At 59.6% G+C, this 19,334-nt stretch carries 17 protein-coding genes; 5 read left to right on the forward strand and 12 right to left on the reverse strand.

Annotation, left to right across the window (positions count from 1 at the left end; translation table 11 throughout):
• The gene (locus tag H8B20_RS06075; RefSeq protein WP_210622636.1) at positions 1-507 is read left to right on the forward strand and encodes a GNAT family N-acetyltransferase; all 507 of its coding nucleotides are present in this window, start codon (positions 1-3) and stop codon (positions 505-507) included.
• A 19-nt stretch (positions 508-526) separates the two neighbouring features.
• Here H8B20_RS06075 and metR read toward each other — a convergent pair whose 3' ends face one another.
• A complete protein-coding gene (metR, locus tag H8B20_RS06080; RefSeq protein WP_200612452.1) occupies positions 527-1,444 on the reverse strand; it encodes a transcriptional regulator MetR in 918 nt (305 codons plus the stop codon).
• Positions 1,445-1,556: 112 nt separating this feature from the next.
• Here metR and metE point away from each other — a divergent pair, with 112 nt between their 5' ends.
• Together metE and H8B20_RS06090 are read left to right on the forward strand one after the other, a co-directional pair.
• Complete coding sequence (metE, locus tag H8B20_RS06085) at positions 1,557-3,869, forward strand: 5-methyltetrahydropteroyltriglutamate--homocysteine S-methyltransferase (RefSeq protein ID WP_210622957.1); 2,313 nt, start codon at positions 1,557-1,559, stop codon at positions 3,867-3,869.
• A 156-nt stretch (positions 3,870-4,025) separates the two neighbouring features.
• Complete coding sequence (locus H8B20_RS06090) at positions 4,026-5,060, forward strand: alpha/beta fold hydrolase (protein WP_047302916.1); 1,035 nt, start codon at positions 4,026-4,028, stop codon at positions 5,058-5,060.
• A gap of 47 nt (positions 5,061-5,107) precedes the next feature.
• Here H8B20_RS06090 and H8B20_RS06095 read toward each other — a convergent pair whose 3' ends face one another.
• From H8B20_RS06095 to H8B20_RS06145, 11 genes are all read right to left on the reverse strand, one after another.
• Positions 5,108-5,437, reverse strand: coding sequence for a GlpM family protein (locus H8B20_RS06095; RefSeq protein WP_181818525.1), 330 nt, complete (start codon positions 5,435-5,437; stop codon positions 5,108-5,110).
• A gap of 8 nt (positions 5,438-5,445) precedes the next feature.
• Positions 5,446-6,774: a two-component response regulator AauR gene (aauR, locus tag H8B20_RS06100; protein WP_042560756.1), complete on the reverse strand. Its 1,329-nt coding sequence runs from the start codon at positions 6,772-6,774 to the stop codon at positions 5,446-5,448.
• Positions 6,771-8,672: a two-component sensor histidine kinase AauS gene (aauS, locus tag H8B20_RS06105; protein ID WP_210622637.1), complete on the reverse strand. Its 1,902-nt coding sequence runs from the start codon at positions 8,670-8,672 to the stop codon at positions 6,771-6,773. The genes aauR and aauS overlap by 4 nt, the downstream gene beginning before the upstream one ends.
• Positions 8,673-8,826: 154 nt before the next feature.
• A complete protein-coding gene (locus H8B20_RS06110) occupies positions 8,827-9,561 on the reverse strand; it encodes an amino acid ABC transporter ATP-binding protein (protein WP_042560754.1) in 735 nt (244 codons plus the stop codon).
• On the reverse strand, positions 9,558-10,229 hold the full coding sequence (locus H8B20_RS06115; RefSeq protein ID WP_042560753.1) for an amino acid ABC transporter permease: 672 nt from the start codon (positions 10,227-10,229) through the stop codon (positions 9,558-9,560). Before H8B20_RS06115 ends, H8B20_RS06110 begins: the two co-directional genes overlap by 4 nt.
• A complete protein-coding gene (locus H8B20_RS06120; protein ID WP_042560752.1) occupies positions 10,229-10,975 on the reverse strand; it encodes an amino acid ABC transporter permease in 747 nt (248 codons plus the stop codon). Before H8B20_RS06120 ends, H8B20_RS06115 begins: the two co-directional genes overlap by 1 nt.
• Positions 10,976-11,165: 190 nt before the next feature.
• On the reverse strand, positions 11,166-12,080 hold the full coding sequence (locus H8B20_RS06125; protein WP_042560751.1) for a glutamate/aspartate ABC transporter substrate-binding protein: 915 nt from the start codon (positions 12,078-12,080) through the stop codon (positions 11,166-11,168).
• A 397-nt stretch (positions 12,081-12,477) separates the two neighbouring features.
• Entirely contained in the window at positions 12,478-14,013 is a 1,536-nt protein-coding gene (glpD, locus tag H8B20_RS06130; RefSeq protein ID WP_210622638.1) for a glycerol-3-phosphate dehydrogenase, read from the reverse strand.
• A 296-nt stretch (positions 14,014-14,309) separates the two neighbouring features.
• On the reverse strand, positions 14,310-15,065 hold the full coding sequence (locus H8B20_RS06135) for a DeoR/GlpR family transcriptional regulator (protein WP_007916700.1): 756 nt from the start codon (positions 15,063-15,065) through the stop codon (positions 14,310-14,312).
• Between the two features lie 95 nt (positions 15,066-15,160).
• Positions 15,161-16,663: a glycerol kinase GlpK gene (gene glpK, locus H8B20_RS06140; RefSeq protein ID WP_042560749.1), complete on the reverse strand. Its 1,503-nt coding sequence runs from the start codon at positions 16,661-16,663 to the stop codon at positions 15,161-15,163.
• A 77-nt stretch (positions 16,664-16,740) separates the two neighbouring features.
• Positions 16,741-17,592 (reverse strand): MIP/aquaporin family protein, encoded by an 852-nt coding sequence (locus H8B20_RS06145; RefSeq protein WP_042560748.1) that lies wholly within the window; start codon positions 17,590-17,592, stop codon positions 16,741-16,743.
• A 362-nt stretch (positions 17,593-17,954) separates the two neighbouring features.
• Here H8B20_RS06145 and ybaK point away from each other — a divergent pair, with 362 nt between their 5' ends.
• Positions 17,955-18,425 carry a Cys-tRNA(Pro) deacylase gene (gene ybaK, locus H8B20_RS06150; RefSeq protein ID WP_042560747.1) on the forward strand — a complete coding sequence of 157 codons (471 nt, stop codon included), beginning with the start codon at positions 17,955-17,957 and terminating at the stop codon, positions 18,423-18,425.
• A 98-nt stretch (positions 18,426-18,523) separates the two neighbouring features.
• On the forward strand, positions 18,524-19,306 hold the full coding sequence (locus tag H8B20_RS06155; protein WP_047302905.1) for a PhzF family phenazine biosynthesis protein: 783 nt from the start codon (positions 18,524-18,526) through the stop codon (positions 19,304-19,306).
• Positions 19,307-19,334: the final 28 nt, after the last annotated feature.

Consider the following 19,334-nt stretch of genomic DNA (forward strand, 5'->3'; position numbering starts at 1 on the left):
ATGCGGATCGAAAAGCTGGACGCCAGCCATGCCCTGGCCTATCGGGAACTGATGCTCGAAGCCTACGACCGGCATCCGCAGGCATTCACCTCAAGCGTGCGTGAACGCGCGGTGATGCCGTTGAGCTGGTGGGAAGCGCGCCTGACCAGCAAGCTCGATGTGGTGCTCGGCGCATTCGAGGGTGGCACGCTGGCTGGCATTGTCGGTTTGGCATTCGAGCCACGCGAGAAGGCCCGACACAAGGCCACGCTGTTCGGCATGTATGTGTCGGCGGATTTTCGTCAGCACGGTTTGGGGTTTGAACTGGTGCAAGCGGCACTGGCCGAGGCGCACAATCATCCCGAGCTGAAGCTTGTCCAGCTCACGGTGACCGCTGGCAACGACGCAGCGTTCACGTTGTATCAGCGCTGCGGCTTTATCCAGTTTGGACTTGAGCCGCTGGCGGTGCGGGTAGGCGAAGACTACTTTGACAAGATCCACATGTGGTGTGAACTCTCCAGAAAATAAGATCTTTTGATTCAGCGTTTCAGCGCACGGCGCTCACCCCATCCAGTGTCGAGAACGACGTGTCCTTGGCCGTCAGCAAAAAGTCGCGCATGTACGGCGCATCGAGCATGTCGGCGCGTATCCCTGCGTAGAGCGTGGCAAACAAGCCTTTCTCGCCCAGCCGCTTGCCTTTCACGTAACCGCGCGAGCTGTACTCATGCAGCGCCCAGTGCGGCATGCCGCAGACGCCACGGCCGCTGGCGACCAGTTGCATCATCATCACCGTCAGTTCCGAGGTGCGCACTTGCGCCGGTTCGATGTCGGCCGGTTCGAGGAAGCGGGTGAAGATATCCAGTCGGTCGCGCTCTACCGGGTAGGTGATCAGCGTTTCAGTCAGCAAGTCTTCGGGCACGATGTACGGTTTGCTCGCCAGCGAATGCTGATTGGCCACCGCGAGCATGGCTTCGTAGGTGAACAGCGGCACATAGGTGATGCCGGCGATTTCCTGCGGGTCGGAGGTCACCACCAGATCCAGATCACCACGCGCCAGGGCCGGCAGCGGCGCGAAGGAGAAGCCCGATGCGAGGTCGAGTTCTACTTCCGGCCAGGCATCGCGGAACTGGTCGATGGTCGGCATCAGCCACTGGAAGCAACTGTGGCATTCGATCGCCATGTGCAAACGCCCGGCCGTGCCACCGGCCAAGCGGCTGATGTCGCGCTCGGCGGCGCGTAGCAGTGGCAGGGTCGCGTCGGCCAGTTGCAGAAGGCGCAGGCCGGCGCTGGTGAAGCGCACCGGTTTGGTCTTGCGCACGAACAACTGCATGCCCAGCCGTTCTTCAAGCTCCTTGAACTGGTGCGAAAGTGCCGATTGGGTCAGGTGCAAACGGTCGGCGGCATCGACCAGGCTGTCGGCTTCGCGCAGGGCGTGCAGGGTTTTCAGGTGACGGATTTCAAGCACCGGCTGGCTCCATGAGGAAAACTTGTGATCAACACGAAAAGGTTGAGTTTGTCTCATGTTGGTTTGACTGTCGACAATGGCGCCATCTTTTATGCAATGGAGCACACTCGACATGGCCGTGGCCCACACCCTTGGTTTCCCGCGCATCGGCGCCGACCGCGAACTGAAAAAAGCCCTCGAAGCCTATTGGCAGGGTGATCTTGGTCATACTGCCCTGAATCAGGTCGGTCGTGAACTGCGCGCCCGCCACTGGCAATTGCAGAAAGACGCCGGCATCGATCTGCTGCCGGTCGGCGACTTCGCCTGGTACGACCAGGTGCTGACCCACTCGCTGATGTTTGGCGTGATCCCCGAGCGTTTTGACAGCGCGCGCGACGAGCGCGGCCTGCCAACCCTCGACACCCTGTTCGCCATGGCCCGTGGTGCGACCAGCCATTGCTGCGGCGATGAGCACAGCAAGACTCAATACGCGCAAGAACTGACCAAGTGGTTCGACACCAACTACCACTACCTCGTCCCGGAATTCAGCGCTGATCAAGCATTCAAGCTGAACTGGAACCAGTTGTTCGATGAAGTCGAAGAAGCCAAAGCGCTGGGCCACAACGTCAAACCGGTGATCATCGGCCCGCTGACCTACCTGTGGCTGGGCAAGGCGAAAGGTGACGAGTTCGACAAGCTCGAGCTGCTCGAGCGACTGCTGCCGGTGTACAACCAAATCCTCGTGCGCCTCGCCGAGCAAGGCGTGGAATGGGTGCAAATCGACGAACCGATCCTCACCCTTGATCTGCCGCAAGCCTGGAAAAGCGCCTTCGAACGCGCTTATCACATCCTCCAGTATTCACCGCTGAAGAAACTGGTGGCGACGTATTTCAGTGGCCTTGAAGACAACCTGGGGCTGGCCGTGGGTCTGCCGGTGCAGGGGCTGCACATCGACGCGGTGCGCGCGCCGGAGCAACTTGGCCAGGTGCTCGATCGCCTGCCGACCTACAAGATTCTCTCGGTGGGGCTGGTCAACGGTCGCAACGTCTGGCGCTGCGAACTGGAGCAGGCGCTGGCGCAATTGCAACCGGCGCAGGAGCGTTTCGGTGACAACCTGTGGGTCAGCAGTTCCTGCTCGTTGCTGCACAGTCCGGTGGACGTCGAGCGGGAAGACAAACTCGATCCGGAACTCAAAAGCTGGCTGGCGTTTGCCGTGCAGAAGTGCAGCGAAATCTCCGTGTTGCGTGATGCGCTGAACGATCCGCAGGCGCCCAAGGTGCAAACTGCGCTGGCCGAGAGCCGGGCTATTCACGCCAGCCGTGCGCAGTCGCCACGTATTCACAAGGCTGACGTGCAGGCGCGGATCAAGGCGATCAATGCCGGCGACAGTCAGCGTCATTCGCCGTTTGCCAAACGCATCGCCAAGCAACAGGCGCGTCTGCAGCTGCCGACGTTCCCGACGACCACCATCGGCTCGTTCCCGCAGACCGGTGCGATCCGTCTGGCGCGTCAGGCGTTCAAGCAGGGCAAGCTGTCGCGCAACGATTACCACGACGCCATGCGCAGTGAAATCCGCCACGCCGTTTTGATTCAGGAGCGCCTCGGGCTGGACGTGCTGGTACACGGTGAAGCCGAGCGCAACGACATGGTCGAGTACTTCGCCGAGCAACTCGACGGTTACCTGTTTACGCGGTTCGGCTGGGTCCAGAGCTACGGTTCGCGCTGTGTGAAACCGGCAGTGATTTACGGTGACCTGAGCCGGCCGCACGCCATGACAGTCGACTGGATTACTTACGCTCAAGGCCTGACCGACAAGGTCATGAAAGGCATGTTGACCGGCCCCGTGACGATGCTGATGTGGTCGTTCCCGCGTGAGGACGTGTCGCGCAAAATTCAGGCGCAGCAACTGGCGCTGGCCCTGCGCGATGAAGTGGTCGATCTGGAAGACGCCGGCATCAAGATCGTGCAGATCGACGAAGCGGCGTTTCGCGAAGGCCTGCCGTTGCGGCGTGCGCAATGGCAGGAATATCTGGACTGGGCGGTCGAGGCGTTCCGTCTGACGGCGTCCGGAGTGAAGGACGAAACGCAGATTCACACACACATGTGCTACAGCGAATTCAACGACGTGATCAAGGCCATCGCCGACATGGACGCCGACGTCATCACCATCGAAACCTCGCGTTCGGACATGGAGTTGCTCGAGGCCTTTGAAGCGTTCGACTACCCGAACGACATCGGCCCCGGCGTCTATGACATCCACTCGCCACGGGTGCCGGACACCGCCGAGATGGTCAAGTTGATGAGCAAAGCGGTGCAGCGCATTCCCGCCGAACGTCTGTGGGTCAACCCTGATTGCGGTCTGAAAACCCGCGCCTGGCCGGAGACGGAAGCGGCACTGGTGAACATGGTGGCGGCGGCGCGGCAGTTGCGCAGTCAACTGGCCTGACACGCGCCCACAGGATCGATTAGGGGTCGGAGGCTGCGCCCGCCCCGGATGACCGCTCGGCACTCTTCATCAAACTGTCACGTAACTGTGGCAGCGCGCTTGTACAAACTTCATCAGACTCGCGCTCTACTGGGGTTCTGTGTTTCGGTGTTTTTGATGATGAAGGGATGGTTTTCGATCGCGGCTGTTCTGGCCGCGATTTTTTTCGGCGTGCCGGCCTCTGCGGCGTCGCGATGCGATGTGAATGTGCCTACCGAGCGTGTCGATCTGGCGCAGGTCAGCCTGGCGTACCAGAGCATTGGCCGTGCTTCGGATCCGGCATTGCTGTTGGTGATGGGGCTGGGCGGGCAATTGATCCACTGGCCGGACGAAGTGGTCGAGGCGCTGTGTCAGCAGGGTTTTCGAGTGATTCGCTATGACAACCGTGATGTGGGTCTGTCGACCTGGCGTCAGGCACCGGCGGAGGCCAACCTGACCTTTGAAGTGCTGCGATACAAGCTCGGTCTGCCAGTGGCGGCGCCTTACAGCCTGACCGACATGGCCGACGATGCGCTGGGGCTGATGACGGCCCTGCATGTCGAGCAATTCCATGTACTGGGCGCCAGCATGGGCGGGATGATTGCTCAGCACATGGCGGCCATGGCGCCGCAGCGGGTTGAGAGTCTGACGCTGATCATGACCAGTTCCGGCGCTGAAGGTTTGCCGGCACCCAGCGCGGCGCTGGTGCAGTTGCTGGCGCGACGCGGTGCGCCGAACCGAGAAATGGCGCTGGAGCAGCAGGCAGATTTACTCGCGGCACTCGGCAGCCCGGCGGTCAGCGATGATCGCCAGGCATTGCTGCAGCAAGCGGCGGCTTCTTACGATCGCGCGTTTAATCCGGAAGGCGTCAAGCGCCAGATCATGGCGATACTGGCCGAGCCGAGTCGGGTGGCGCTGCTCAATCAGTTGCGCGTGCCGACGCTAGTGGTGCACGGCACGGCCGATCCGCTGCTGCCGGTCATGCATGGCGTGCATTTGGCCGCGCACATTCGCGGCAGTCAGTTGAGGTTGATTCCGGGGCTGGCCCACCGGTTTCAGGAAGCGTTCAAGGAACCGTTGCTGGCGGCGGTATTGCCGTATTTGCAGGCGCATCGAGAAGACAATTCGCATTGGGCGCAGATTGAGCCGGTGGTGGGGCGGAATCTGCTGTAGCCGCGTTACCTTCGTGAGCAGGCTCTCTCCCACACAGGGGGTAGACGTTAGCCATGTACGCGCACCCAAACCGAAACCAACACCGTCGCCGCCATCAACCAGGCCACCGCCGCCACGGCCAGCGAAGCCTCCAGCCGCATCCGGTCGACCATCACATACAACGTCGCCAGATACACAAAGTACGGAATGATCGACCACATCCCGAACACGATGGTGGTCTTCAGATCATCAACCGAGCGCCCCTTGCCGACGATGTAATGAGCAATCAGCGCAAACGTCGGGAACAGCGGCACCAACCCTGCGATGTAATAGTTTTTCGTCTTGGCCAGCGCCGCGAGAATCAACACAACCGCGGCACCGAGTGCCGCTTTTAGCAACAGATCCATCAGTGGCTCAACCCGTATTTTTTCACTTTGTCGAACAGTGTGGTCTTGGCCATGCCCAGTTCCAGGCTGGCCTGGGTCAGGTTGCCGCCGCTGCGTTGCAGCGCGTCGCTGAGCAGGTTGCGTTCAAAGGCTTCCACCGCTTCGGCAAATGCCAAACCCTGGCCCGCGCTGCCGGCACCGGTTTTCTTGAAGGCCGGCAAACCGAGGGCAAAACGCTCGGCGACGTTGCGCAGTTCACGCACGTTGCCCGGCCAGTCGTGGCTCATCAGGTGCGACAGGGTCTGGTTATCCATTTCCGGTAGTGCGCGGTCGAAGCGCAGGGCCGATTGCTGGGTGAAGTGTTCGAACAGTTGCAGGATGTCTTCGCGGCGTTCGCGCAATGGCGGCAATTCCAGCGTCACCACGTTGAGGCGGTAGTACAAGTCACTGCGGAATTCGCCGGCCTTGCTCGATTCGTCGAGGTCGGATTTGGTCGCTGCAATCACCCGGCAGTCCACCGCCACGCTCTGGTTGGAACCGAGGCGTTCGAGGGTGCGTTCCTGCAACACGCGCAGCAGTTTGATTTGCAGCGGCAGCGGCATGCTTTCCACTTCATCGAGGAACAGCGTGCCGCCGTCGGCGTGTTCGATCTTGCCGATGCGGCGCTTGCCGGCGCCGGTGAACGCGTTGGCCTCGTGACCGAAGATCTCGCTTTCGAAAAGGTTCTCCGGCAAGCCGCCGCAGTTCAGTGCAACGAACTGCTTGCTGTGTCGCCGACTGAAGTCGTGCAGGCAGCGGGCGACCAGTTCTTTACCGGTGCCGGTTTCGCCTTCGATCAGGACGTTGGCCGAGGTGTCGGCGACGTTGGCGATCAATTCGCGCAGGTTCTGCATGGCCGGCGAGCGCCCGATGATCCGGCCTTCAAGCGAATCCCGCTCGGCCAGTTGCCTGCGTAGCGACGAAACCTCACGGGCGAGGCTGCGTTGCTCCAGCGCACGGCGTGCAACATCGACCAGGCGTTCCGGCGAGAACGGTTTCTCCATGAAGTCGTAGGCGCCTTTCTGCATTGCGCCGACGGCCATGGAGATGTCGCCGTGCCCGGTGATCAGCACCACCGGCAAGCTGCGGTCGCGTTGCTTGAGCCGGGTCAGCAGCTCCAGGCCATCGATACCGGGCAGACGAATGTCGCTGATGACGATACCGGCAAAATTGTCGCCGACGCGCTCCAGCGCTTCTTCTGCACTGCCGACGCCGATGCTGGGAATGTCTTCCAGCGTCAGCGCTTGCTGGCAGCCGAGCAACACATGGGGGTCGTCTTCGACGATCAATACGCTGAGGTCTTGGTTCATATTGGCTCGGCAGGAGTAGGGCTTACCAACGGTAAACTGAGAACGAAAGTGGTACCGCCGCCACCAGGGTGTTCGACACCCAAATGTCCGCCGGTGGCGGCGGCGAGGCTGGCGGAAAGCGTCAGGCCCAGGCCCAGGCCTTGTTCACCGGGCTTGGTGGTAAAGAACGGTTCGAACAGATGCTTGCGCGCCTCGGCGTCGACACCGTGGCCGTTGTCGCGCACGCGCAGGCGATATTTGCCATTGAACTCTTCACCTTCCAGCCACAGTTGCGGCAGCGGTTGCGCCTGCATGGCGTCGAGGGCGTTGCCGATCAGGTTGACCAGAATCTGTTCGAGGCGGGTCTGGTCGATGTGCAACTGCGCATCAATGAATTGCCGGTGCAGTTGCAGCGCCGGATTTTCCAGGCGCGCTCCGAGCAATTGCAGCGCCGCGTCCACGGCTTTGCCGAGGCTGGCCTGGCCCTGATTATCACCACGCCGGGCAAACGATCGCAGGCTGGCGGTGATCCGGCCCATGCGGTCGATCAGGTCGTTGATGGTTCTGAGATTGGTGCTGGCGACATCGAGTTGACCGCGCTCGAGAAAACGCACGGTATTGCCTGAGAGAGTGCGCATGGCCGCCAGCGGCTGGTTCAATTCGTGGGCGATGCTCGTGGACATCTGGCCGATGGCGGCAAGTTTGCCGGCCTGCACCAGTTCATCCTGGGCCCGGCGCAGCGTCTCTTCAGCCTGCCGGCGTTCGCGGATCTGGCTCTTGAGTCGGTCGTTGCTGGCACGCAGGTCGGCGGTGCGTTCGGTAATCCGACGCTCCAGTTGATTGTTGGCTTCCTGCAAGGCTTCGCGGGCGGCGAGGCGTGTGGCGATGACCTTGCGCCGCTCATTCCAGGCAATCAGCAGGAACGCCACCAGGGCAAATGCGACGGCGACCAGAATGCCTTGGTTGATCGCTTCGCGGCGCAAATCCTGAAGCGGCGTCAGCAGGGTGAAATTCCACGGTGTATCGCTAAGGGGCCGGGTCTGCGCCAGATAGCGGATGTCGTCTTCGTCGGAGTCGATTTCACTGTTGGACGGGAAGGTGAGTTTTTCCACGCCTTCGGACAAGGTTTCCCGGGCCAGCGGTTGCAGTTCGGTGAGCGGGAACCAGTAGTACTGCAAGCTGCGGGCGAGTTTCTCTTTGACTTCGTCGCTCAGCGGGATGACCGATTTGAGGCGTCTGGCCGGATCGCTGGACAGAATGATGATGCCGTTTTCATCGCTGACAAACGCTTCGAGGCGCGCCCGTTGCCAGCGTTCTTCCATGGCTTCGAGGCGCACTTTGACCACGGCGACGCCGATGATCTTGCCGTGTTCTTCCAGGCCATGGGCGAGGTAGTAGCCGGGTTCGCCGTTGGTGCTGCCGATCCCGTAGAAGCGGCCGGGTTCACCGCGTATGGCTTTTTGAAAATAAGCACGGAAGGACAGGTCTTCGCCCAGATAACTGTCGACATCGCGCCAGTTGCTGGTGGCCATCACGCGGCCGGTGGTGTCCATCACGTAGATGGCCCGACTGCGGCTGCGCCGGTTCAGGCCTTCAAGGTAATCATTGACCGTTTTCCGGTGCTCCGGAGTCGGGTCGGCCAGCAATTGCGGGACACTGGTTTCCAGTTCCAGCAGGCTGGGGAGGTAGGTGTATTTGCTGATTTCGCTCTCGACGGCGCGGGCGTGCAGTTCCAGCTGACGCTGGCCGTTCTCGCCAAGGCTGCGGATGCCGAAATGTTCACTGGTCCAGAAGCCGATAAAACCCAGTCCGACCATCAGGGCGATGATCAGCGGCGGCAAGAACAGGTGACGAATCAGACGGGGCTTCACGGCAAGTGATGGCGTTGCTGCGCGATAGAGATTGGGGTCGCATTTCATCACAGATGCCTTGGGTCAACCAGCACACTTGCAGCAAGTACGCTGTCCCTGTGGGAGCTGGCTTGCCAGCGATAGCGGTCTATCAGTCGACATCATCTTCAACTGACAAGGCCCCATCGCGGGCAAGCCCGCTCCCACAGGTACTGCAGTGTTTTTAGTGCTGCAAGATTTTCTCGAGGAAGTGCTGCGCGCGTTCGGAGCGGGCGCTGATATCGCCGAAGAACTCTTCTTTCGGGCAGTCTTCGATGATTTTGCCGGCGTCCATGAAGATCACGCGGTCAGCCACTTTGCGCGCGAAGCCCATTTCGTGGGTCACGCACATCATGGTCATGCCTTCCTGGGCCAGTTGCACCATCACGTCGAGCACTTCGTTGACCATTTCCGGGTCGAGCGCCGAGGTCGGTTCGTCGAACAGCATGACGATCGGGTCCATCGCCAGCGCACGGGCAATCGCCACGCGCTGTTGCTGACCGCCGGACAATTGGCCCGGATGCTTGTGGGCGTGAGCCGACAGGCCGACGCGCTCCAGCAGTTGCAGACCTTTTTTGGTCGCCTCTTCCTTGCTGCGGCCCAACACCTTGATCTGCGCGATGGTCAGGTTTTCGGTGATGGTCAGATGCGGAAACAGTTCGAAATGCTGGAACACCATGCCCACGCGCGAGCGCAGTTTCGGCAGGTTGGTCTTCGGGTCGGCAATCGAAGTGCCGTCGACCACGATGTCGCCTTTCTGGAACGGTTCCAGCGCGTTGACGCATTTGATCAGGGTCGACTTGCCGGAACCCGACGGGCCGCAAACCACGATCACTTCGCCTTTTTTGACCTCGGTGCTGCAATCAGTCAGCACCTGGAAGTCCCCATACCACTTGTTGATGTTCTTGATAGAGATCATACGGCGAACCTTTTTTGCAGACGCTTGACCAGCAGCGAGGCGGCAAAGCTGATTGTGAAGTACACGAGACCTGCGAAGATCAGGAACTCATTGGAGCGGCCAATGATGTCGCCACTGGCGCGCGAGGCATTGAGGAAGTCCACCAGGCCCACGGTGTAAACCAGCGAGGTGTCCTGGAACAGAATGATGCTCTGTTGCAGCAACAGCGGGGTCATCTTGCGAAACGCTTGTGGCAGAATGATCAGACGCATCATCTGTCCGTAGCTCATGCCCAGCGCTTGCGCCGCGCCCATCTGACCTTTGGGAATCGACTGCACACCGGCGCGGACGATTTCGCAGAAGTAAGCCGCTTCAAACATCATGAACGCGACGATGCATGAGGTGAACGCACCGATCGGGGTGTCTTCGCCGGTGATCCAGCGCAGCACGAACGGCACCGCCAGATAGAACCAGGTGATCACCAGCAGCAGCGGGATCGAACGGAAATAGTTGACGTAGGCGCCGGCAACCCGCGACAGCAGTTTGCTCGAGGACAAACGCATCAGCGCCAGGATGGTGCCGAGAATGATCCCGCCCACCACGCCCATCGCCATCAGTTTGAGGGTCATCACCATGCCGTTCCACAAACCGGGAATGGCCGGGACGATGCCACTGAAATCAAATTCCATTATTTACCCCCCACGGAGATCAGGCCGGGCACGGCAACTTTCTTCTCGACCACGCGCATCAGCAGCATGAGGCTCATGTTCAGGGTGAAATAAATCAGGGTAGCGAGGGTGAACGCTTCAAACAGGTTGGCCGAGAACTCGGCAGTCTGTTTGGTCTGCGCGAGCAGCTCCATCAGCCCGATCAGCGAGGCCACGGAGGAGTTCTTGAAGACGTTCAAAAATTCCGAGGTAAGCGGCGGAATGATGATCCGGTAGGCCTGGGGCAGCAGCACGTTCCAGTAGATTTGCGGCAGCTTGAAGCCCATGGCGCGAGCAGCCGATTCCTGACCACGCGGCAGCGCCTGGATGCCGGTACGCACTTGTTCGCAAACACGCGCGGCGGTGAACAGGCCCAGGCACACGACCACGCTCAGGTAAGCCGAGGTGGTTGGGTTGAGGTCCTGCTTGTACCACTCTTGCAGATCGGCGGGCAGCAGGTCGGGCACCAGGAAGTACCAGATGAACAGCTGTACCAGCAGCGGCACGTTACGGAACAGCTCGACATAGCAGGTCGCAATGCCCGACACGATGCGGTTCGGCACGGTGCGCATGACGCCCAGTATCGAGCCCAGCAGCAGAGCGATGATCCAGGCCACGATGGCGATGGCGATGGTCCAGCCCAGACCGGAAATGAACCAGTCGAGATAGGTCTCGCTGCCCACGCCGGTGGACTTGAAGAACACGCTCCAGTCCCAGTTGTAATTCATTAGGGTCTCCCCTCGATTCGATCGATATACAAGTGCCCGCCTGGGAAACTCCGTTCCCTCTGATCGTGAAGATCAGGCACACGCGATCGGCTCGACAGCCACCGGTTCGAGTGTTTCCAGAATGTGCCAGCAGGGAGTGACAAACTCCTGAAAGGGCCGAGCCCCTTCAGGAGATAAGGTTAGTCAGAAATCAGGATTTTTTGTCGTCAGCCGCTTTATCGGTCGGATTGGCGATCAGAGCCTTGAGCTCGTCGCTCATCGGGAAGTTCAGGTTCAGGCCTTTTGGTGGAATCGGCGCCATGAACCACTTGTCGTAGATCTTGGTGATCGCGCCCGATGCGTAGGTCGCCTTGATGGCGTCATCCACAGCCTTTTTGAACGGCTCGTCGCCTTTGCGCATCATGCAGCCGTAGATTTCGTAGGACTGTGGAGTACCGGTCACGGCCCAGTCGGTGGCTTTCTTGGCCTTGGCCGCTTCGCCGGCCAGCAGTGCGTCGTCCATCATGAACGCAACGGCACGACCCGATTCCAGCATCTGGAAGGATTCACCGTGGTCTTTGGCGGAGATGACGTTCATGCCCATCTGCTTGTCGGCATTCATCGCCTTGAGGATGCGCTCGGACGTGGTGCCGGCGGTGGTCACGACGTTCTTGCCTTTGAGGTCGTCGAAATCCTTGTACTTGGAGTCAACCTTGGACAGCAGACGGGTACCGATTTCGAAGATGCCGACGGAGAAGTCAACCTGCTGCTGACGCTCGACGTTGTTGGTGGTGGAGCCGCACTCGACGTCCACGGTGCCGTTCTGCACCAGCGGGATACGGGTTTGCGAGGTCACCAGGTTGTATTTGACCTGCAGGTTTGGAAGGTCGAGGTCTTTCTTGATCGCTTCTACGATAGCCAGCTGGATATCGTGGGAGTAGCCGACCGGTTTGCCGGAGGCATCAGCGATGTAGGAAAACGGGATGGAGGCATCGCGGTGGCCCAGGGTGATGACACCGGACTCTTTGATCTTCTTCAGGGTGCCGGTGAGTTCGGCAGCGAAAACTGGCGTGCTGATCAGAGCGGCAGCAATGGCTGCGCCCAGGATATGGGGAACGATGCGCATCAAATTTTCCTCGACATTGTTTTTTTTATGGAGCCAGTTTGTCGGCCCTTTTGTGCTTCGAATGCCTGACGGCTCCTGCAGTGTTGGCACAACAGGCATTCGTCGAGAGAGTGTAGAGCATGAGTCGTGCCATACCAGTCGGTAACACCTAAATCTCTGATTTATAACGCTATTAAACTTTTGTGGCGGATTTTTGTGGCGTATCTGATCCGGTTAACCGAATCGACCGCAAAGTCGCGTTCGGAAAACCGAATGGATGGAGGCCTCTTACCCTGGCCCTTCCGAAACGTTGGACCGCGCAGAGGGGAGAGGGCCGGGGTGAGGCAACTGAACCCACATAAAAAAAGCCCCTGAATCTCACAATTCAGGGGCTTTCGCTCCAGCGCTAATCAGGTGATCAAGCGGCCTCAATCTTGCGATTCTGCTCGACCTTGCCCAGATACGCCGCCAGTTTCTCCTGCTCGGCAGGTGTGGTGAACAGCCCCAGCTTGCTGCGACGCCACAGAATATCGTGCGCGGTCGTTGCCCACTCTTCGCTGCACAGGTAGTCGACCTCACGGGTGTAGAGCCCGCCACCAATGTGTTCACCCATGTCCGCGAGGGTTTCCACGCCTTCGAGCATGCGCCAGGTGCGGCTGCCGTAGGTGGTGGACCAGCGGCGGGCGATCTCGGTTGGCACGAAGTCGAACTTGTCGCGGATCAACGCGCTCAGGGCCTGCGGGGTGGTCATGTCTTCGCCGCCGGGCAGGGTCGCCGAAGCCGTCCAGCTCGGGCGCATCTGGGTGAAATGCGGCATCAGCTGCGCCATCGCCGACTCGGCGAGTTTGCGGTAGGTGGTCAGCTTGCCGCCGAATACCGACAGCAGCGGTGCTTCCTCACCGCCACCCGACAATGCCAAGGTGTAATCACGAGTCACGGCCGACGGGTTATCGGACTCGTCGTTGCATAGCGGACGCACACCCGAGTAGCTGTGCTGGATGTCGTCGCGGCTGACTTGCTTCTTGAAGTGTGCGTTGACCACTTTCAGCAGGTAATCGGTTTCGCCGTCGGTGATCGCCACTTTGGCTGGATCGCCGGTGTACTCGCGGTCGGTGGTGCCGATCAAGGTGAAGTGGTTCAGGTACGGAATAGTGAAAACGATGCGCTGATCTTCGTTTTGCAGAATGTGCGCATGTTCACCTTCGTACAGCTTCGGCACGATGACGTGGCTGCCCTGAATCAGACGGATGCCGTATGGCGATTCCATCTTCAGGTCGTCACGAATGAACTTGGCAACCCACGGACCCGCGGCGTTGACCAGTGCTTTGGCGGTGATCGAGAACAGGCTGCCGTCGGCGCGCTCAAGATTCAGATGCCACAAGTCTTTGGCGCGGCGGGCGCTGACGCAACGGGTCTGGGTGTGCACATGGGCGCCTTTTTCCCGCGCAGCCATGGCGTTCAGCACCACGAGGCGGGCGTCGTCGACCCAGCAATCGGAGTATTCGAAGCCTTTGGTGATTTCGCTTTTCAGTGCGCTGTCGGCGCCGAACTTAAGACTGCGCGAGCCTGCAAGTTTTTCGCGCTTGCCGAGGTTGTCGTACAGGAACAGACCGGCACGAATCATCCACGCTGGACGCAGGTGCGGACGGTGCGGCAGCACGAAGCGCATCGGCTTGACGATGTGCGGCGCCTTGGCAAGCAGCACTTCACGCTCAGCCAGCGCTTCACGCACCAAGCGGAACTCGTAATGTTCGAGATAGCGCAGGCCACCGTGGATCAGCTTGCTGCTGGCCGACGAGGTGTGGCTGGCCAAATCATCTTTTTCGCAAAGGAACACCGAGAGACCGCGACCGGCGGCATCCGCTGCGATCCCCACCCCATTGATCCCGCCACCGATGACGGCGATATCGTAGATCTCGGAGATAGGGGGCGTACGCAAGGTAGATGTAGACATCGGCTGGCCTCGGGCTCTTGTGATTTTCTATATTTGAATTCGAACATTAATGTTCATTTGCGAAAATGGTAGCCCATAAACACGCGCACAGCCAGTCGCATTCGATTGAAAAAACTCATCGAAGGGCCGTTAAAGGAAAATTTTCGAACATTAAATGCGCGAAGGGGCGCTAGAGGTGTGCTGTTTACTCGATTGCCTTCGCGAGCAGGCTCGCTCCCACATTGGAAATGCATTTCAAACTGTGGGAGCGAGCCTGCTCGCGAAGGCGTCGGCGCAGCAAATGAAGATTAGGGGGGCTAAACGACTTCCAGCCGAATCTTGTGCTGGCTCAACAACTGCGCCAATGCCGGCACCGGTTGCTGGTCGGTCACCAGGCAATCAATCAGGCTGATCGGTCCGAGCCGGATCATCGCGTTACGCCCGAACTTGCTCGAGTCCGCCGCCAGAATCACCTGGCGTGCATTGGCGATGATCGCCTGCGAGACCCGGACTTCCTGATAATCGAAGTCGAGCAGACTGCCGTCCTCGTCGATACCACTGATACCGACCAGGGCAAAATCAACCTTGAACTGATTGATGAAATCCACACTCGCCTGACCCACCACACCGCCATCGCGACGGACATTGCCACCGGTCAGCAGCACATCGAAATCATCCTTGGCACTGAGCATTGACGCCACGTGCAGGTTATTGGTGATGATTTTCAGGTGGTTGTGGTTGAGCAGGGCGCGGGCAATCGACTCGGTGGTAGTGCCGATGTTGATAAACAGCGAGGCATGATCGGGAATCTGTGCGGCGATGGCTTCACCAATGCGTTGTTTTTCATCGCGCATCTGATCGGCGCGCATCGCATAGGCAGTGTTTTCGACGCTGGAATCATAGGCAGCGCCGCCGTGGTAACGACGCAGCAGATTGGCTTCCGCGAGCTGATTGATGTCGCGGCGGATGGTTTGCGGGGTAACAACGAACAGCGTAGCCATTTCCTCGATGCTCACATAGCCGCGTTCGCGGACCAGCTCGAGGATTTGCTGCTGACGGGGAGGCAGATTCATGGGGCTTCCTTTGGGCTGCCGTGCAAAATTTGCCCATGATGCCGCAGGAATCTCCTCCCGACCAGTTTCCAGCTTTAGTCAGTCCTCAGACTGGCTTATTCGGCGTCCTCACGCGCCCAGTCACGGGTGCGGCTGACGGCTTTTTTCCAGCCTTTGTACAGCTTCTCTTTCTCGACTTCGTCCAGGCTCGGTTCGAACTCACGCTCGATCACCGCTTTGCCACGCAGTTCATCCAGGCTGCCCCAGAAGCCGCATGCCAGACCGGCCAGATACGCCGCGCCCAGTGCCGTGGTTTCGCGCATTTGTGGGCGCTCGACCTGGGTGCCGAGGATGTCGGCCTGGAACTGCATGAGGAAGTTGTTCGCCACCGCGCCGCCGTCTACGCGCAGGGCCTTCAGGCGTTCGCCAGAGTCCTGTTGCATGGCGTCGAGGACGTCGCGGGTCTGGTAGGCGATCGATTCCAGCGCGGCGCGGATGATGTGATCCACGCGTACGCCGCGAGTCAGGCCGAACAGCGCGCCACGGGCATACGGGTCCCAGTAGGGAGCGCCGAGACCGGTAAAGGCCGGTACCAGGTACACGCCGTTGCTGTCCTTGACCTTGTTGGCGAAGTATTCGGTGTCGTGGGCGTCGTTGATGATTTTCAGCTCATCGCGCAGCCACTGCACAGTCGAGCCGCCGTTGAATACCGCACCTTCCAGCGCATAAGCGACTTCACCGCGCGGGCCGCAAGCGATGGTGGTGAGCATGCCGTGCTTGGATTTCACTGCCTTGTCGCCGGTGTTCATCAGCAGGAAGCAGCCGGTGCCATAGGTGTTTTTCGCTTGGCCCGGCTCAACGCACATCTGGCCGAACAACGCCGCTTGCTGGTCACCGGCGATACCGCCGATGGCAATGCCGCTTTTGGTGCGGCCATAGATCTCGGACGAGGCTTTCACTTCCGGGAGCATTTCGCGCGGGATGTCGAGGATCTCCAGCATCTTCGCGTCCCACTCAAGCGAGTGAATGTTGAAGAGCATGGTGCGCGAGGCGTTGGTGTAGTCGGTGACGTGCACCTTGCCGCCAGTGAATTTCCAGATCAGCCAGCTATCGATGGTACCGAACAGCAATTCGCCGTTACGCGCACGCTCGCGGCTGCCTTCGACGTTGTCGAGGATCCACTTCAATTTGGTGCCGGAGAAGTACGGGTCGGTGACCAGGCCCGTGGTGTCACGGATGTACTCTTCGTGGCCATCGCGCTTGAGCTGCTGGCAGATCTCGGTGCTGCGGCGGCACTGCCAGACGATGGCGTTGTAGACCGGACGGCCGGTGGTCTTGTCCCAGACTACGGTGGTTTCACGCTGGTTGGTGATGCCGATGGCGGCGACCTGATCGTGATGCAGACCGGCCTGGGCCAGCGCTTCGACCATCACTGCGCTCTGGGTGGCGAAGATTTCCATCGGGTCGTGTTCGACCCAGCCGGCTTGCGGGTAATGCTGGGCGAATTCGCGCTGCGCGGTGCAAACCACGTTCGCATCGCGGTCGAAAATGATCGCGCGGGAGCTGGTTGTACCCTGATCGAGGGCAATGATGTAGTTCTTATTCTGAATGTCGGTCATGTCGATTGCCTTGGACGAAATAAGGGAGAGTGGGCCGTGGCGCAGGTTCTAAAGGGCAGGAACCCGCGCCGACTGTTTCAAGAAGTTCTTGGTTTGCCGTCAATGGCCGGTTCTGCATCCTTTGTAGCAGGTGTGGCGCCGGTCAGGTGACGGGCGATGAGCCCGCGATACCCGGCAGCGCCGAGGCAGGCACCGACAATCGGTGCAAAAATCGGAATCAGGAAATACGGAATATCACGGCCGCCAGTGAAGGAAATTTCACCCCAGCCCGCAAAGAAAGTCATCAGTTTCGGACCAAAATCACGCGCAGGGTTCATCGCAAAACCGGTCAGCGGGCCCATCGAACTGCCGATCACCGCAATCAGCAAACCGATCAGCAAAGGTGCCATCGGGCCTTTCGGCAAGCCATTGTTGTCATCGGTCAGGGCCATGATCACGCCCATCAGGATCGCGGTAATGATCATCTCGACGAGGAACGCCTGGGCGGTCGACAGCACCGGGTTCGGGAATGTCGAGAACACCGACGCCAACTCAAGGCTGGCGGCCGAGCCACGAACCATTTGATGGGTTTGTTCGAAATCGAAGAAAAGGTTGCTGTAAAGCGTGTAAACCAACAGTGCACCGCAGAAGGCGCCGGCAATTTGCGAGAGGATGTAGAACGGCAGTTTGCGCTTTTCGAAGTCGGCGAAGATTGTCAGGGCGATGCTCACGGCAGGGTTCAGGTGCGCGCCGGAAACACCGGCAGTGAGGTAAATCGCCATGCTCACGCCGACGCCCCAGATGATGCTGATTTCCCACAGGCCGAAGCTGGCACCCGCGACTTTGAGCGCGGCGACACAACCGGTGCCGAAGAAGATCAGGAGTGCAGTACCCAGGAACTCGGCCATGCATTGGCCCGAGAGCGATGGTTGCTGTAAAGCAGTTGTCATTGAAAACCTCGATTTTTGTTGTTGTCTGGCGCGTTGCCAACAGGGCAAGGCGCGATCTTCTCCGAGGCAGGATCCCCATCCTGTTCCCGGTTTACTGCTGGGTGCTGTAGTAACCGCAATTCTTACATTATTCAGATTCGAAAAAATATAGACAAGAAACAAAGCTGTCAAAGGTCGAAAGTGAACTGTCGGTCACAATGTAACTATTCGTAGTGTGAATGATTGCGTGCCGTCGGCGCGGTGATGCGTGCTCGGAAGGCCGGCAGGCCGCGGGAAACGTGGCCTGGAATAGAGCCTTTTGTGATGTGATGGCCTAGAATCCGGCGCAGGAATTTCCTGCCACTGCCGAGCCTGGAGTTGCCATGACCCCTGCGTTGGACCTGTTGAAAAAAGTTCGTGCCGAACATCGCGTGCACAGTTACGAACATGATCCGAAGGCCGCGTCTTATGGGCTGGAGGCCGCAGAGAAGCTTGGCCTCGAGCCTGCGCAGGTGTTCAAGACGCTGCTGGCGGCCAGTGAAAAAGGTGAATTGCTGGTGGCGGTGGTGCCGGTCGTCGGAAGCCTTGACCTCAAGGGCTTGGCTCATGCCGCTGGCGTGAAAAAAGCCGAGATGGCAGACCCGGCGGCGGCTCAGCGCTCCACTGGCTACTTGTTGGGTGGTATCAGCCCTTTGGGGCAGAAAAAGCGCCTGCGCACCTTTATTGATAATTCAGCCCAGGGTTTTGCTTCTATCTATGTCAGCGCCGGTCGGCGAGGGCTGGAGGTCGAGTTGGCGCCGACAATACTTGCCGAACACACCCAGGCGAAATTTGCCGATATTGGCCGAGCGTGACATTCACTTGCGCTGTATGAAGAAAATTCGCCGGATCTGTCACTGGCGCTGATTTCATCGTGATTGCATGCTCTGCCGACTGACTCAGGGAGAAGGTTATGCAGCTCGAATTTCATCAGGTCGACGCGTTCAGTGATCGGCCGTTCAGTGGCAATCCGGCAATGGTCTATCGGCTCGATGCGTGGCTCGCCGATGAGTTGATGCAGAAAATCGCCGCCGAACACAATCTGGCGGAAACCGCGTTTATGGTGCGTGAAGGCCAGGCTTGGCATATCCGCTGGTTTACCCCGACCACCGAAGTGCCGTTGTGCGGTCACGCGACGCTGGCCAGCGCTTATGTTCTGTTCGAAATCTACAAGGAAAGTGCTGAACGTATCGACTTCACCTGCAAGTCCGGGCCGCTGAGCGTAAGCCGTGAGGAAGGCCGCCTGTGGCTGGATTTTCCCTCGATTGTGCCGTCGGAGATTGGTGTGACGCTGGATGTCGAGCGTGCGCTGGGTGTCGAGGCGGTGGATGTGCTGGGCTCCAACGAACTGTTCGTGGTGCTTGAATCGGAGCAGGCGGTGCTCGAGTGCACGCCGGACATGGTCGCGTTGGCCAAACTGCCGTGGCTGGGCGCTATCGTCACTGCGCGCGGCAATCAGCACGATTTCGTCTCGCGTTATTTCGCTCCGGCGATTGGCATCAATGAAGACCCGGTGACCGGTTCGACTCATTGCAGCCTGATCCCTTACTGGTCGAAGCGTCTGGGCAAATCGAGCCTGACCGCGTGTCAGCGTTCGGCACGAGGCGGGGAGTTGTTCTGTCGGTTCGAGGGGGAGCGGGTGAAAATTGGCGGCAATGCGACGCTGGTTGCGAGCGGCACATTAGTGTTGGGTTGAGAAACGAAAAAATCGCAGCCTCGGCAGC

This window comes from Pseudomonas sp. P42 (assembly GCF_017973755.1).
In the GTDB taxonomy this organism is placed as follows: Bacteria; Pseudomonadota; Gammaproteobacteria; order Pseudomonadales; family Pseudomonadaceae; genus Aquipseudomonas; species Aquipseudomonas iridis.

Coding starts and splice junctions, on each gene's coding strand:
- H8B20_RS06075 (WP_210622636.1), top strand. CDS start 1: ATGCGGATCGAAAAGCTGGACGCCAGCCATGCCCTGGCCTATCGGGAA.
- metE (WP_210622957.1), top strand. CDS start 1,557: ATGGCCGTGGCCCACACCCTTGGTTTCCCGCGCATCGGCGCCGACCGC.
- H8B20_RS06090 (WP_047302916.1), top strand. CDS start 4,026: ATGATGAAGGGATGGTTTTCGATCGCGGCTGTTCTGGCCGCGATTTTT.
- aauR (WP_042560756.1), bottom strand. CDS start 6,774: ATGAACCAAGACCTCAGCGTATTGATCGTCGAAGACGACCCCCATGTG.
- aauS (WP_210622637.1), bottom strand. CDS start 8,672: ATGAAATGCGACCCCAATCTCTATCGCGCAGCAACGCCATCACTTGCC.
- H8B20_RS06110 (WP_042560754.1), bottom strand. CDS start 9,561: ATGATCTCTATCAAGAACATCAACAAGTGGTATGGGGACTTCCAGGTG.
- H8B20_RS06115 (WP_042560753.1), bottom strand. CDS start 10,229: ATGGAATTTGATTTCAGTGGCATCGTCCCGGCCATTCCCGGTTTGTGG.
- H8B20_RS06120 (WP_042560752.1), bottom strand. CDS start 10,975: ATGAATTACAACTGGGACTGGAGCGTGTTCTTCAAGTCCACCGGCGTG.
- H8B20_RS06125 (WP_042560751.1), bottom strand. CDS start 12,080: ATGCGCATCGTTCCCCATATCCTGGGCGCAGCCATTGCTGCCGCTCTG.
- glpD (WP_210622638.1), bottom strand. CDS start 14,013: ATGTCTACATCTACCTTGCGTACGCCCCCTATCTCCGAGATCTACGAT.
- H8B20_RS06135 (WP_007916700.1), bottom strand. CDS start 15,065: ATGAATCTGCCTCCCCGTCAGCAGCAAATCCTCGAGCTGGTCCGCGAA.
- glpK (WP_042560749.1), bottom strand. CDS start 16,663: ATGACCGACATTCAGAATAAGAACTACATCATTGCCCTCGATCAGGGT.
- H8B20_RS06145 (WP_042560748.1), bottom strand. CDS start 17,592: ATGACAACTGCTTTACAGCAACCATCGCTCTCGGGCCAATGCATGGCC.
- ybaK (WP_042560747.1), top strand. CDS start 17,955: ATGACCCCTGCGTTGGACCTGTTGAAAAAAGTTCGTGCCGAACATCGC.
- H8B20_RS06155 (WP_047302905.1), top strand. CDS start 18,524: ATGCAGCTCGAATTTCATCAGGTCGACGCGTTCAGTGATCGGCCGTTC.